14 protein-coding genes are annotated in these 14,434 nt (G+C 63.1%); all 14 read left to right on the top strand.

Annotated elements, in window-relative coordinates:
* Positions 1-59 precede the first annotated feature (59 nt).
* The 14 genes from AZF01_RS07985 (at position 60) to lpxB (ending at position 14,412) form a co-directional block, all read left to right on the top strand.
* Positions 60-869, top strand: coding sequence for an EipB family protein (locus AZF01_RS07985; protein ID WP_161633026.1), 810 nt, complete (start codon positions 60-62; stop codon positions 867-869).
* Between the two features lie 208 nt (positions 870-1,077).
* Positions 1,078-1,875 carry a 30S ribosomal protein S2 gene (rpsB, locus tag AZF01_RS07990; protein WP_036236970.1) on the top strand — a complete coding sequence of 266 codons (798 nt, stop codon included), beginning with the start codon at positions 1,078-1,080 and terminating at the stop codon, positions 1,873-1,875.
* Between the two features lie 273 nt (positions 1,876-2,148).
* Positions 2,149-3,075 carry a translation elongation factor Ts gene (gene tsf / locus AZF01_RS07995; protein ID WP_024707961.1) on the top strand — a complete coding sequence of 309 codons (927 nt, stop codon included), beginning with the start codon at positions 2,149-2,151 and terminating at the stop codon, positions 3,073-3,075.
* A 94-nt stretch (positions 3,076-3,169) separates the two neighbouring features.
* Positions 3,170-3,889: a UMP kinase gene (pyrH, locus tag AZF01_RS08000; protein ID WP_024707960.1), complete on the top strand. Its 720-nt coding sequence runs from the start codon at positions 3,170-3,172 to the stop codon at positions 3,887-3,889.
* A 53-nt stretch (positions 3,890-3,942) separates the two neighbouring features.
* Positions 3,943-4,503 carry a ribosome recycling factor gene (gene frr, locus AZF01_RS08005; RefSeq protein ID WP_024707959.1) on the top strand — a complete coding sequence of 187 codons (561 nt, stop codon included), beginning with the start codon at positions 3,943-3,945 and terminating at the stop codon, positions 4,501-4,503.
* A gap of 38 nt (positions 4,504-4,541) precedes the next feature.
* Entirely contained in the window at positions 4,542-5,288 is a 747-nt protein-coding gene (locus AZF01_RS08010) for an isoprenyl transferase (protein WP_024707958.1), read from the top strand.
* Positions 5,288-6,166, top strand: coding sequence for a phosphatidate cytidylyltransferase (locus AZF01_RS08015; protein ID WP_024707957.1), 879 nt, complete (start codon positions 5,288-5,290; stop codon positions 6,164-6,166). The genes AZF01_RS08010 and AZF01_RS08015 overlap by 1 nt, the downstream gene beginning before the upstream one ends.
* Positions 6,167-6,197: 31 nt before the next feature.
* Complete coding sequence (gene rseP, locus AZF01_RS08020; protein ID WP_036236968.1) at positions 6,198-7,292, top strand: RIP metalloprotease RseP; 1,095 nt, start codon at positions 6,198-6,200, stop codon at positions 7,290-7,292.
* A gap of 318 nt (positions 7,293-7,610) precedes the next feature.
* On the top strand, positions 7,611-9,950 hold the full coding sequence (gene bamA / locus AZF01_RS08025) for an outer membrane protein assembly factor BamA (RefSeq protein ID WP_024707955.1): 2,340 nt from the start codon (positions 7,611-7,613) through the stop codon (positions 9,948-9,950).
* A 45-nt stretch (positions 9,951-9,995) separates the two neighbouring features.
* On the top strand, positions 9,996-11,051 hold the full coding sequence (gene lpxD, locus AZF01_RS08030; protein ID WP_024707954.1) for a UDP-3-O-(3-hydroxymyristoyl)glucosamine N-acyltransferase: 1,056 nt from the start codon (positions 9,996-9,998) through the stop codon (positions 11,049-11,051).
* Positions 11,044-11,511 (top strand): 3-hydroxyacyl-ACP dehydratase FabZ, encoded by a 468-nt coding sequence (fabZ, locus tag AZF01_RS08035; RefSeq protein WP_024707953.1) that lies wholly within the window; start codon positions 11,044-11,046, stop codon positions 11,509-11,511. Before lpxD ends, fabZ begins: the two co-directional genes overlap by 8 nt.
* On the top strand, positions 11,508-12,338 hold the full coding sequence (gene lpxA, locus AZF01_RS08040) for an acyl-ACP--UDP-N-acetylglucosamine O-acyltransferase (protein ID WP_024707952.1): 831 nt from the start codon (positions 11,508-11,510) through the stop codon (positions 12,336-12,338). Before fabZ ends, lpxA begins: the two co-directional genes overlap by 4 nt.
* Positions 12,335-13,216, top strand: coding sequence for an LpxI family protein (locus tag AZF01_RS08045; RefSeq protein ID WP_024707951.1), 882 nt, complete (start codon positions 12,335-12,337; stop codon positions 13,214-13,216). The genes lpxA and AZF01_RS08045 overlap by 4 nt, the downstream gene beginning before the upstream one ends.
* Before the next feature lie 32 nt (positions 13,217-13,248).
* Positions 13,249-14,412, top strand: coding sequence for a lipid-A-disaccharide synthase (lpxB, locus tag AZF01_RS08050; RefSeq protein WP_024707950.1), 1,164 nt, complete (start codon positions 13,249-13,251; stop codon positions 14,410-14,412).
* Positions 14,413-14,434 lie beyond the last annotated feature (22 nt).

Here is a 14,434-nt window from a genome sequence, read left to right on the forward strand (position 1 = left end):
ACATTGGCAGAACCGGGACTTTTCTATACGATTGGTCCCCAAAACCAAGGGGAATGTTCATGCGGACAGTCATGGCGACGGGGATTTTCTGGACCATATTCGCGGCCGGCGCTCAGGCGGCGGGACCGGCACTCGGCGCCGTGTCGCTGCTGCCGCATCGCGCCGTTTACGATCTTTCGCTTGAATGGGCTTCGGCCCAGTCCGGGGTCGAGGGGCTTCATGGCCGCTTCGTCTATTCCTTCACCGGCAGCGATTGCGCCGGCTACGTGACCGAGATGCGCATGGTCACCGACATTGCCCGCGAATACGGGGGCGTCGTCACCGACCAGGTGTCGTCATCCTTTGAAGAGAAAGGCGCCTTCGCCTTTTCCAGCACGCTGTTTTCCGACAACGCCCTGCAATCGGAGACCGTCGGCGAGGCCCAGCGCACCGAAAAGCGCGCGATCTCCGTCACCTTTGGCGGCGACGAGGCGAGGGCGGTCGAGCTTCAGGATGCCGAGTTTCCGACCGAATACATGGCCAATGTGATTCTTGCCGCCCAGAACGGACGGCGCGCCTATGAAGCGGTTTCCTTCGACGGCTCCGGCGAGGAGACGATGCGCGCCATCACCCTGATCGGCGGCCGCGAGGAGACGGAAGGCGGCAGGGCCGGCTGGCCGATCACCACGGCCTATTTTCCCATGGGCGCGGTCTCGGGCGACGAAACGCCCGACTACACCGTCTCCATGCTGCTTTCGGCAGAGGGCGTGAGCCGCGACATCGTCATGGATTTCGGCGACTTCAAGATGGCGGGAGAACTCACTCGTCTCGAACCGCTTGAACCGGCAGGCTGTGAGGCGCCGCCGGAAGCGCTCTCATCCAAACCCTGAGGCCCCGCATCCGGCCGAACGGGCAGGCTGCCCGGCTTTCGCCGCGCCGCGCCTCTTGCAATTTGCCGCAAAACGGGGTATCGCGCCCTCATTCCACACGCAGGCCATGGGATGTTCCGGGAGAAATCCGGTGCGTTCCGCCGGTGTCAGGCGTCATTGACGTCTGGTCTCAGGTCTGCGGAGGTTCAACCGGAAAAGGAGAAAAGGCATGGCATTGCCCGACTTTACCATGCGCCAGCTGCTGGAAGCAGGCGTACATTTTGGTCACCAGACCCACCGCTGGAACCCGAAGATGAAGCCCTACATCTTTGGCGACCGCAACAACATCCACATTATCGACCTCGCCCAGACGGTTCCGATGCTGTCGCGCGCGCTGCAGATCGTTTCCGACACCGTTGCCCGCAACGGCCGCGTGCTGATGGTCGGCACCAAGCGTCAGGCGTCCGAGATCATCGCCGACAGCGCCCAGCGTTCGGCGCAGTACTACGTGAACGCCCGCTGGCTCGGCGGCATGCTGACCAACTGGCGCACGATCTCGAACTCGATCCAGCGTTTGCGCAAGCTCGACGAGATTCTCGCCAACGAGGCACAGGGCTTCACCAAGAAGGAACGCCTGAACCTCGACCGCGAGCGTGAAAAGCTCGACCGCGCCCTTGGCGGCATCCGCGACATGGGCGGCGTTCCGGACCTGATCTTCATCATCGACACCAACAAGGAAAAGATCGCCATCGAAGAGGCGAAGCGCCTTGGCATTCCGGTTGTCGCCATCGTCGATTCCAACTGCGATCCGGATGAAGTCGATTACCCGATCCCCGGCAATGACGACGCCTCGCGCGCCATCGCCCTTTACTGCGACCTGATCTCGCGCGCGGCCATCGACGGCATCGCACGCCAGCAGGGCGCCCAGGGCATCGACCTTGGCGCCGCTTCCGAAGCGCCGGCAGAAACCGCGCTGGAAGACGAGGCGCCGGCCGAGGATGCTTCCGCCGAGAAGCCGGCCGAATAGGCCATTCGGCTTTGGGCCGCGGCTTGGTCGCGGCCCGCTGACATTCCGGTCCGGTCGGAGGCTGGCCGCGCAAGGCGCCTGCGGCCCTCTCCGGATCCAGACAGGCGCATCGGAATTGCTGATGCGTTTGCCTATCGGACTTTGAGCCGTCGGACATCGGCCGTCGGCAGCAAGGGTTTCATCACCCTGTCACAGTATGGGTACACTTCGTTGCCCAACAGGCCGCGCTTTGATGCGACAAGCGCCGCCGAGCGAATGGACAAGAGGCAAGTTATGAGCACGATTACGGCTGCAATGGTGAAGGAACTGCGCGAAAAGAGCGGCGCAGGCATGATGGACTGTAAGAAGGCGCTCGCCGAGAATGACGGCGACATGGAAGCGGCGATCGACTGGCTGCGCGCCAAGGGCATCTCCAAGGCCGACAAGAAGTCCGGCCGCACGGCTGCCGAAGGCCTGATCGGCATTGCCGAGAAGGGCACGGAGGCCGTCGTTGTCGAGATCAACTCCGAGACCGACTTCGTTGCCCGCAACGAGGCATTCCAGTCGATGGTTTCCGGCATCGCGGAAGTGGCGCTGTCGACCGATGGTTCCGTCGACGCGATCAGCGCCGCGACCTATCCGGCAACCGGCAAGAGCGTTGCCGACAGCATCAAGGATGCCATCGGCACAATCGGCGAGAACATGACGCTGCGCCGCGCCGCCAAGCTTTCGGTCGGCTCGGGCGTTGTCGCTTCCTATGTCCACAATTCCGTCGCCGACGGTCTCGGCAAGCTTGGCGTTCTGGTCGCGCTGGAATCGGAAGGCGATAAGGCGGTTCTGACCGCGATCGGCCGCCAGGTTGCCATGCACGTCGCCGCGACCAATCCGCTCGCCGTGCGCGCGGACGAGGTCGACAAGGATATTGCCGCCCGCGAACGCGCGGTGTTCCTGGAGCAGGCGAAGGAGTCCGGCAAGCCGGCCAACATCGCCGAGAAAATGGTCGAAGGCCGCATGCGCAAGTTCTTCGAGGAAGTCGCGCTTCTCTCGCAGTCCTTCGTCATCAATCCCGACGTGACGGTTGAAGAGGCCGTCAAGGAAGCCGAGAAGGAAGCGGGCGCGCCGATCAGGGTTGCCGCCATCGCCCGTCTGGCGCTCGGCGAGGGCGTAGAGAAGGAAGAGAGCGACTTCGCTGCCGAAGTCGCCGCGACCGCCAAGGGCTGATTGCCCGAAAGGCTTGGAATTTGAAGGGGCGCCGCGTGACAACGCGGCGCCCTTCGTGTATCCGGATGGCATTGCTTTTTAGGAGTTTGTGACTTTGACGAATCCGATTTTCAAGCGCGTTCTGCTGAAGGTTTCCGGCGAGGCCCTGATGGGCAATCAGGGTTTCGGCATTGATGTCGCCGTTGCTGACCGCATTGCTTCCGATATCGCCGAGGTTCGTGCCATGGGCGTCGAGGTCGGCATCGTGGTCGGCGGCGGCAATATTTTCCGCGGCGTCGCCGTGGCCTCCAAGGGGGGCGAGCGCGTGACCGGCGACCACATGGGCATGCTCGGCACGGTGATCAACGCGCTGGCGCTCGCCACCTCGCTGCGCAAGATGGATGTCGATACGGTCGTCCTGTCGGCGATCGCCATGCCGGAGATCTGCCAGTCGTTCTCGCAGCGGGCGACGCGTTCCCATATGGATGCGGGCAAGGTGGTGATCTTTGCGGGCGGTACGGGCAATCCTTTCTTCACCACGGATTCGGCTGCCGCGCTGCGCGCCGCCGAGATCGGCGCGGAGGCGATTTTCAAGGGAACGCAGGTCGACGGCATCTATTCCGCCGACCCGAAGAAGGATCCGCAGGCGACCCGGTTCGAGGCGCTGACCCATCGGCAGGTGCTGGAGCGCGGCCTTCAGGTCATGGATGTCGCCGCCGTGGCGGTGGCGCGGGAGAACAATATTCCGATTATCGTGTTTTCAATCCACGAGCGCGGCGGTTTCGGCCAGATCATGGCCGGCGGCGGCCGCAAGACGATTGTAACCGACGAGTGATGAGGCGCTCCAGGCCTTGAAGAGAAGGCCGGGCGCAAGACGGGAGAATGACGATGAGCGATGCAACCGATCTGAAAGACCTCGAGCGCCGCATGGAAGGCGCCATCAACGCCTTTGTCGGCGACATTACCTCGCTGCGCACCGGGCGGGCGTCGGCCAATATCCTCGATCCGGTTCTGGTCGAGGCCTATGGATCGAAGATGCCGATCAACCAGGTTGCCAACATCACCGTGCCCGAGTCGCGCATGCTGGCGGTCAATGTCTGGGACAAGGGCATGGTGAGCGCCGTCGACCGGGCGATCCGCGAGAGCCATCTCGGCCTCAATCCGATCATGGACGGCCAGAACCTGCGCATCCCGCTGCCGGAGCTGAACGAGGAGCGCCGCCGTTCTTTGGTCAAAGTTGCTCATGAATATGCCGAAAAGGCCAAGGTTGCGATCCGTCATGTGCGCCGCGACGGCATGGATGCCCTGAAGAAGGCCGAGAAAGACGGGGATATCAGCCAGGACGACAGCCGTTCTCTGTCCGATGACGTGCAGAAGCTGACCGACGGCGCAATTTCTCGCATTGACCACTTGCTTGCAGAGAAAGAAAAAGAAATCATGCAGGTCTGATTTTTAACCTGCATTTTTTCAAGAATTTGAGCCACGATATGACCCCTTACGCAGATCCTGCAAAACCTGATCATGTTGCGATTATCATGGATGGCAACGGCCGATGGGCCAGCGGGCGGGGGTTGAAGCGTATTTTCGGGCACCGCAAGGGCGTCGAGGCGGTGCGTCGCGCCGTCGACGCGGCGCGGGACGCAAGGATCAAGCATCTCACGCTTTTTGCCTTCTCCTCGGAAAACTGGAAGCGGCCCGAGGATGAGGTCCGCGATATCATGGAACTGATCGCGATCTTCATTCATCGCGAGCTGCAGACCTATCACCGCCAGAACATGCGCTTCCAGATGATCGGCGAGCGCGCGGGGCTTGGCCCCAAGGTTCTCGGCGCGCTTCAGACGGCCGAGGAACTGACCCGGAACAACACCGGGCTGCATGTCGTCGTCGCCGTCAATTACGGCTCGCGCGCCGAGATCGCCCGGGCGGCTGCCGCTCTCGCGCGGGAGGCCGTGGCGGGGCGGATATCGCCGGACGAGATCGATGAAGCCATGATCACCGGCAGGCTCGATACGGCCGGCATTCCCGACCCGGACCTGATCATCCGCACCAGCGGCGAGCAGCGGCTCTCGAACTTCCTGATGTGGCAGTCGGCCTATTCCGAGCTCGTGTTCCTGCCCTGCCTGTGGCCGGAGTTCTCGCAGGAGAGCTTTGACGAGGCGCTTGCCGAATATGCCCGGCGCTCGCGCCGGTTCGGCGGCGTCGTTCAGCCGGCCGCAGCGCTGACGGGGTCCTGATGGAGCGCGAACTCAAGCTGCGCGTGATGTCGGGCGCGGTTCTTGCCGTCGTCGTTCTTATGGCGACCTGGTTCGGCGGTCCTGCCTTTCTGCTTCTTTCCGTCGCGATCGGGCTTCTTGCCTTTCATGAATGGCTGGCGATGAGCCGGGCGCGGCCCGCCGGCCGCGGCGAAGGAACGATGACGGTCCTGCTCGCCGGCTGGGCGGCGATGATCGCAACCGCCATCCTGACCTTTCTCGAACTCTTCTTGCCGGCGCTGTCGCTTGCCGCCATTGCCGCAGCCACCGCCTATGCCTATGGCCGCAACAGGCCGGTACCGTTCTGGTTTGCCGGCGCGCTCATCTATTGCGGCCTTGCCATGGTTTCGCTTGCGGCGATCAGGAACGGTGGCGCGGCCGGGCTTTACACGATCCTCTTCGTGTTCGCCGTTGTCTGGGCGACCGACATCATGGCCTATTTTGTCGGCCGGGCGCTTGGCGGTCCCAAACTTGCGCCGTCGATCTCGCCGGGCAAGACATGGTCGGGCGCCATCGGCGGAGCGTTCTTCGGCGTCGCGGCCGCCCTTGGGCTGTGCCTGGCCTATGGCGGCACGCCATCCCTGCTTCTGGCCCTGCTGGCGCTCATTCTCTCCGCCGTCGGCCAGGCCGGCGACCTGTTCGAATCGGCCCTCAAGCGCCGGTGCGGAGCCAAGGATTCCAGCCATCTCATTCCCGGTCACGGCGGGGTGCTGGACCGCGTTGACGGGCTTGTTGCCGCCGCGAGCGCGATGTTCATCATGGCCTGTTTTGCGATGGTCTTCGGCGCAGGCGACAGTGTCGGCGCCGTGCTTTATCGGTGGAGCGGCCTCGCGGCCTTGCCGCCTCTACACGGAGCCTGATTTGGGTATCGGATTTACAAACGCGCCCGGAATGATCGTTGCCTTTCTGGTCGCGATCTCCTTTCTCGTCTTTTTCCACGAGCTCGGCCACTACCTCGTGGCGCGCTGGTGCGGCATCCGCATTCTGGCCTTTTCGCTCGGCTTCGGCCCGGAGATTGTCGGGCGGACGGACAGGCATGGAACGCGCTGGAAAGTCTGCGCCATGCCGCTTGGCGGCTATGTGCGCTTTTACGGCGACGAGGATGCCGCAAGCCGCCCGGATTTCGCCGGCGTTGAGGCGCTGCCGCCGGAGGAGCGGGCAAGGACGTTCAACGGCGCGGCGCTGTGGAAGCGGACGCTGACCGTCGCCGCCGGTCCGATCGCGAATTTCCTTCTGGCGATCGCCATTTTCGCCGTCATCTTCTCCGTCTACGGGCGCGGGGTCTCCGATCCCGTGGTCGGCGAAGTGGTGCCGGACGGCCCGGCGGCGGCGGCGGGCGTGAAGCCCGGCGATATCATGATGGCGCTGGACGGCCAGAAGGTCGGGACCTTCGATGCGGTGGTGCGCTATGTGAGCGTCAGGCCGGGCGTGCCGATCGACCTGACCGTCGAACGCGACGGCGCGCCGATCGAAATGACGGTGGTGCCGGAGCGAATCGAGGAAGAGGACCAGTTCGGCAATGCGATGGAGCTCGGCCGGATCGGCGTGGTCGGAACGCGCGACTCGGGCAATTTCAGGGTGGAGCGCTACCAGCCGCTGGAGGCGATCGGGCAGGGCGCGCTGCAGAGCTGGCACATCGTCGTCAGCACCTATGACTATATTACCAACGTCTTTGCCGGACGGATGAAGGCGGACCAGATCGGCGGCCCGGTGCGCGTGGCGACGATGGCGGGGCAGATGGCCTCGCTCGGCATCGTCGCTTTCGCCAATTTCGCGGCGATTCTGTCCGTCTCGGTCGGCCTCTTCAATCTGCTTCCCGTGCCGATGCTGGACGGCGGTCATCTGCTGTTCTATGCGATCGAGGCGGTTCGCGGCCGGCCTCTGTCGGCCCGCGTCCAGGAATTCGCCTTCCGGGTCGGGCTGTTTCTGGTTCTGGCGCTGATGGTTTTCGCCACATGGAACGACACGCTGGGCCGGATGGGCTGAGGTTTACATTTTAACCCTTTGACACTGTTTGATTAACAGGACGGGCCTATGATCTTGTCGAAGGTCGCCGGTTGTGAGATTGTGGCCTTGCCTTTGGCGCGGGAGATGATAGGAAACGCGTAGGAGACAGGTTGTCGATTGGTGTAGCCTTCCGTTTACCATAAGTCGAAAAGATCGTGGCGATTTGGCCACGCTTGGGGCGGAAGTTGCATAAGTCGCACGGCTTTCTATTGCGTGGGGGTGTGAAGTCTTTAGAACAAAAGACCACGAAGCCTATAAAACGCTGATATTGAGCGATCATAAAGGGTAGATAGTAGCATGGCCGGTTCAAGATTTTTGAACACAGTTTCAGGTGCGGCGCTTTCGCTGGCAGTCGCCGTGTCCGGGGGGGTCGTCGCCGCCGTTGCTGTGCCCACAAGCGCATATGCCGCTGTTGTCAGCAATGTCGTGGTCAACGGAACGGGCCAGGCCGGTTCTGATGCGATCAGGTCGAAGCTGACCATCCAGCCGGGGCGCAGCTTCACCGATGCCGATATCAACCAGTCCATCCGCAATCTCTACAGCACCGGCTATTTCTCCGATGTCAAGATTTCGGTCTCCGGTTCGACGCTTGTGGTCAATGTTACCGAGAACCAGCTGATCAACCAGGTGGTCTTCAACGGCAACCGCAAGGTCAACGACAAGAAGCTCGAAGGCGTTGTCCAGCTGCATTCGCTCGGCCCCTACAACGAGGCGCAGGCCCAGGTCGACATCCAGCGCATCAAGGACGCCTATGCGCAGATCGGACGCGCCGACGTCGAGGTCTCCATCGAGACCGCGACCGTGCAGGACAACCGAATCAACGTGGCCTTCGTCATCGACGAGGGCGGCCGCACAAAGACGCGGAAGATCAACTTCGAGGGCAACAACACCTTCGGCGACGCGCGCCTTGCCTCGGTGATCTCGACCAAGCGCTCGACGCCGCTGTCCTTCCTGACCCGCAAGGATATCTACAATCCGGACAAGGTGCGTCACGACGAGACCCTGCTGCGCGAGTTCTACAACAATCACGGCTTCCCGGATTTCCGTCTGATTTCGACCGATGTCGATTATGACGAGGAAGACAATTCCTATTCGATCACCTTCACCATGTCCGAGGGCGATCGCTATCGCTTCGGCGACATCGGCGTGGCCTCGACCGTGGAAGGCGTCGATATCGACACGCTGAAGGGCGACATCAAGACCAGATCCGGCAAGATCTACGATGCCGACGACATTCAGAAGACCTCGGAATCGATCGCGGCATCGGTTTCCTCGCAGGGCTATCCCTTCGCGCAGGTCAATCCGCGCGGCGATCGCAACTTCAGCAACGACACCTTCTCGGTGAACTACGAGATCGACCAGGGCGTGCGCGCCTATATCGAGCGCATCGAGATCGTCGGCAACACACGCACCCGCGATTATGTGATCCGCCGCGAGTTCGACCTCGCCGAGGGCGATGCCTATAATCGCGAAATGATCGCCCGCGCCAAGCGTCGCCTCGAGGCGCTGGGTTATTTCAGCAATGTCGATATCTCGACGCAGCCCGGCAGCGCGCCGGACCGCGTCGTCATCGTCGTCGATGTGACCGACGAGCCGACCGGCGCGTTCTCGATCGGCGCCGGCTACGATGCTGAAGGCGATTCGCTGGTTGTCGAGCTTTCGGTGCAGGAACGCAACTTCCTTGGCCGCGGCCAGTTCATCCGCGCGTCGGCCGGTCTCGGCGACAACGATTCGCAGATCTACAACTTCTCCTTCACCGAGCCTTTCTTCCTCGGCTATCGCGTAGCGGCAGGTTTCGATCTCTATCGCGCCTATTCGGCTTCGCAGGACTACTATACCTATGCGGAGACGGCCGGCGATATCCGCCTGACGGCGCCGCTGACCGACGAGCTGAGCTCGACGATCAAATATGTCTATCAGCAGTTCGAATATAAAGGTACGGGCGACTGGCAGAACCCGAACAACCTGTCTCCGATCTTCCAGAACCTGATCGACGGCAGCCCGTGGACGGTGTCCTCGGTCGAGCAGGCCTTCAACTTCTCGAGCGTCGACAATTACCAGCAGCCGCGCGAGGGCATTCTCGCCAATCTCACCAATACCGTGGCCGGTCTTGGCGGCGACTCTCACTATTATGCGCTGACGGGTAAGGTTCGCTGGTATCAGATGATTTCCGATCAGGCCGACATTATCGGTTCGCTGACGGCGCGCGGCGGTCTCGTGACACCGTTCGACAGCAATCTGAACGTGTTCGACCAGTTCACGATCGGCGGTCAGGAAATCCGCGGCTTCAAGCAGAACGGCCTTGGTCCGCGCACGGTGCAGCAGGGCGATGCGCTCGGCTCGCAGTACTACACCACGATTTCGGCCGAGGCGAACTTCCCGCTGCCGGGTATCCCTGAGGATATCAATCTGCGCGGGGCGGCCTATGTGGATGCCGGTTCGGCCTGGGGCAATGCCGTTGAGCTTGCCAATACGGCCATCGAGGGAACGGATTTCTCGATCCGTGCATCCGGCGGCGTCGGCCTCATCTGGAATTCGCCCTTCGGCGACCTGCGCTTCGACTACGCCATTCCCTTCGCCAAGGAAGATTTCGACGAAACCCAGCGGTTCCGGTTCGGAATTGCCAACACCTTCTGATATTGCTGTCCAGAGCTCATATCGTTTCCGTTCTGGAGAGATTGAATGGATCAGAACCAGTTTTTCGGTGCGCGGCAGTCGATTCGTCTCGACGAGTTGGCGTCGCGCATCGGATCTGTTTTGTCGAACGCGGATGCCGGCGAGCGGATGGTGGAATCCGTTGCGCCGATCTATCGCGCCGGTCCCTATGATATCTGCTACATCCTGTCCCGGAACAGCATTGACCAGTTGAAGAGCTGCAGGGCGGCGGCGGTGATCTGTTCCCCGGAGATGAAGAAGCATATTCCGGCGTCCTTGCCGTCGCTCGTTTCCGATATGCCGCAACTTGCCTTTGCCCGCGCGGCGGCACAGCTCTATCCGGCTGCCATGCGGCCGCAGCCGGTGATGCAGCGCCAAAGCGGCATCTCCGCGCAGGCCGTTATTGACGATACGGCGGTGATCGAAAAAAGCGTGGAGATCGCGCCGTTCGCCGTGGTCGGCGCGCGCGCCGTGATCGGCGCGGGAAGTCGCATCCTGTGCGGCGCGGTCGTGGGAGCGGATGTCAAGATTGGCCGCAATGTCACCCTGGGAGCGCATGTTTCCGTCTCCAATGCGCTGATCGGCAATAATGTGATCATTCACACCGGCGCGCGCATCGGTCAGGACGGCTTCGGTTATGCGCCTGGGCCGACCGGCATGGTGAAACTGCCGCAGATCGGCCGGGTCATCATTCAGGACGATGTCGAGATCGGCGCCAATACCACGATCGACCGCGGCGCGATGGACGATACCGTGATCGGCGAGGGGACCAAGATCGATAATCTGGTGCAGATCGCCCATAACGTGCAGATCGGCCGGCATTGCGGTATTGTCAGCCAGGTCGGCATTGCCGGAAGCACCAGGATCGGCGATGGCGTGATGATCGGCGGTCAGGCCGGGCTTAACGGCCATATCGAGATCGGCAGCGGCGCGCAGATCGCCGCCAAGAGCGGGGTGCTGACCTCCGTGCCGGCCGGCGCCCGCATCGGGGGGAATCCGGCCCGGCCGATCCGGGACTATCTGCGGGACGTGGCGGAGATCGCCCGACGCGCCGCCAAATCGGGAGACAAGCAAGGTGAGTGACGAGACGAAGACATCGATGGGGAAGATGGATCTTCTGGAGATCATGAAGTTCCTGCCGCACCGTTACCCTTTTCTTCTGGTAGACCGGATTATCGAGATCGACGGCGACGACGGTGCGGTCGGCATCAAGAATGTGACGGCCAACGAGCCGCATTTTCAGGGCCACTTCCCGGAAATGCCGATCATGCCAGGCGTTCTGCTCGTGGAGGGCATGGCCCAGACGGCCGGCGCGATCTGCGCGCGCAAGGCCGATGAGGTCGACAACCTCGTATATTTCATGACGATCGACAATGCCCGCTTCCGCAAGCCCGTGGTGCCGGGCGATCAGGTGCGGTTCAAGGTCGTCAAACAGAAACAGCGCCGGCGCGTGTGGAAGTTCCACTGCGAAGCGCTTGTCGACGGCCAGCTCGTCGCCGAAGCCGATATCGGCGCCATGATGGTGCGCAAGGACGAAGAATGACCAGGATTTCCAGCTCCGCGAAAATCGACAGGACTGCCATTGTCGAGGACGGAGCCGTGATTGGTGAACATGCCGCGATCGGCGCGTTTTGCTATGTCGGGGCGAATGTCGTGCTCGGCGACAATGTGAAGCTTCACCATCATGCCGTGGTCGAGGGCATCACGCGGCTCGGCGATGGCTGCGCGGTCTTTCCCATGGCGGTCATCGGCGGCGCGCCGCAAAGCATTCGCCACGATGGCAGCGATACGCGCCTCGAGATCGGCGCCAATTGCATTTTCCGCGAGGGCGTCACCGTCAATACCGGTTCCTCCCATGGCGGCGGCGAGACAATTGTCGGCCACGACAATCTGTTTCTGGCCAATTCCCATGTCGGCCATGACTGCCGCATCGGCAACCACGTGATCCTTTCAAACAATGTCATGATCGGCGGCCATGCGGTGGTTCACGACCGGGCGATCCTGAGCGGCGGCGCGGCGATCCACCAGTTCGTGCAGATCGGCCGCCAGGCTTTCATCGGCGGGCTGGCGGGGGTCGTCAACGACGTCATCCCCTATGCGATGGTCGTCGACAATCCGGCCTTCATGGGCGGGCTGAATGTTGTCGGCATGCAGCGCGCCGGCATGAGCAAAGGCGAGGTTCATGCCGTGCGGCGGGCCTACCAGGCGATCTTTTCGGCGGGGACGGTTCTGGATAATGCGCGGGCGCTGCGCAGCGGGCCGGACGCGCTTGAGGGCGCTGCCCGCGAGATCATCGATTTCATTCTCGACCGTGACAGCGAGCGGGCGCTGACCACACCGGGTTCGCGCCGCCGGGGCAGCCAGGCGTGAGCGGCACATCGGCCCGCGATGCGGAGCCGGTCGCGATCATCGCCGGAAACGGCCGTCTGCCCCTCTATGTCGCCGAAGCCGCGCGGCACGCCGGAACGCCGACCTTCATCGTCCAATTGCGCGGCGAGGGCGGCAATGACTGGTCGGATTTCGAACATATGGATGCCGATCTTGGCGGGTTTCAGCCGGTTGTCGCTGCGCTGCGCAAGCGCGGGATCCGCAGGATCGTGCTGTCCGGCGGGGTGCGTTCCCGCCCCGAACTGACGAGCCTGCGCCCGACGGCGCGGCTGATCTGGTCTCTGCCCGCAATCCTGAGAAAACTGCGCAGCGGCGGCGATGACAAGGTGTTGCGCATGGTGATCGACCTGTTCGAGCGGCACGGTTTTGAAATCATCGCCGCGCAGGATATTGCCGGCGATCTTCTGGCGACCGCGGGCACGCTCGGCGCTGTGGCGCCGGATCGCGAGGACCGGGCCGATATTGCGGCCGCCGCCGACGCGGCGCGCGTCATCGGCTCCATGGATATCGGCCAGGGCGCCGTCAGTCTCGGCGGGCGCGTGGTGGCGCTTGAGGGCGCGGAAGGCACCGACCAGATGCTTGAACGCGTGCGCGCCATGCGCGCGGCTGGCCGGATTTCACAGAAGCGTCGCGGCGTTCTTGTCAAACTGTGCAAACCGCAGCAGGATCTGCGCGCCGACCTGCCGTCGATCGGGCCGGAGACGGTGCGGGCTGCCGCTGCCGCCGGGCTGGGCGGCATCACGGTGGAGGCGGGACGGGCGCTTGTGCTGGACCGTGCCGAGGCCATTGCCGAGGCCGACAGGGCAGGGCTTTTCCTGCTCGGCCTTGAACCGGGCGAGGTCTCGGGCCGCATTCTCTGAATATCGGCATTTCATCAGGGGAAGGGACACTCGTGTCAAAGAGCTTGAAAATTGGCGTGATCGCGGGCGAGGTTTCCGGTGATCTGCTCGGCGGCGACCTGATTGCCGCGCTGAGGACGATGCATTCCGGCCCGGTGGAACTTATCGGCGTCGGCGGTGATGCGCTCACGGCCCAGGGGCTCGCTTCGCTGTTTGACTATTCCGACCTGTCGATCATGGGCTTTACCCAGGTGCTTGCCCGGCTGCCGCTTTTGATCCGGCGTATCCGCCAGACGGCGGACGCGCTGATTGCCGCGCGGCCGGACGTGCTCGTCATTATCGATAGTCCGGATTTCACCCACCGCGTGGCGAAACGGGTGAAAAAGGCGCTGCCGGACCTGCCGGTCGTCAATTATGTCTGTCCCAGCGTCTGGGCCTGGAAGGAATACCGGGCGCGCGACATGCTCGCCTATGTCGACCACGTGCTGGCGGTGCTGCCCTTCGAGCCGGAGGAGATGCAGCGCCTTGGCGGGCCGCCGACCACATTTGTCGGTCACCGTCTCAGCGAGGAGCCGGGCGTGCTGGCAGCCCGTGGCAACACAGCCTTGCCGGAGGAGGGGGAGGCGCCGACCATCCTGCTTTTGCCGGGCTCGCGCGCGGGCGAGATCAACGCTCTGGCGCCGGTTTTCCGTGATGTCGCAAGGATCTATGCCGAGCGCAATGCGATGCCGCGCTTCGTGCTGCCGACGGTCACCCGCCGGGAGGAGATGGTGCGCGCCGCCATTGCCGACTGGCCGGTGAAGCCCGAGGTCGTGGTCGGCGACGCGGCCAAATGGGAAGCCTTCGGCGCCGCGCATGCGGCCGTTGCCGCTTCCGGCACGGTGGTGCTGGAACTGGCGCTTTCCGGCATCCCGGTCATCTCGGCCTACAAGGCGGATTTCATCGGCCGGTTCATGCTGAAGAAGATCACCATCTGGTCGGCCTCGCTGCCCAATCTCATAGCCGACCGGCCGCTGGTGCCGGAATATTTCGATGACACGATGCGGGCCGGCGCGCTGGCACGGTGGATGGAGCTTCTGACGCGGGACACGCCGCAGCGGAAGACCATGCTCGATGGGTTCGACGCGGTCTTTTCGATGATGCGCACGGCGGTTGCGCCCGGGCGGCGGGCGGCGGAAGTGACGCTTCAAGTGCTCGAAGACAAGAACAGGCCGTAGCCGACCGAGAGGCCGGACAGCA

The sequence above is a fragment of the Martelella sp. AD-3 genome, from assembly GCF_001578105.1.
GTDB lineage: Bacteria > Pseudomonadota > Alphaproteobacteria > Rhizobiales > Rhizobiaceae > Martelella.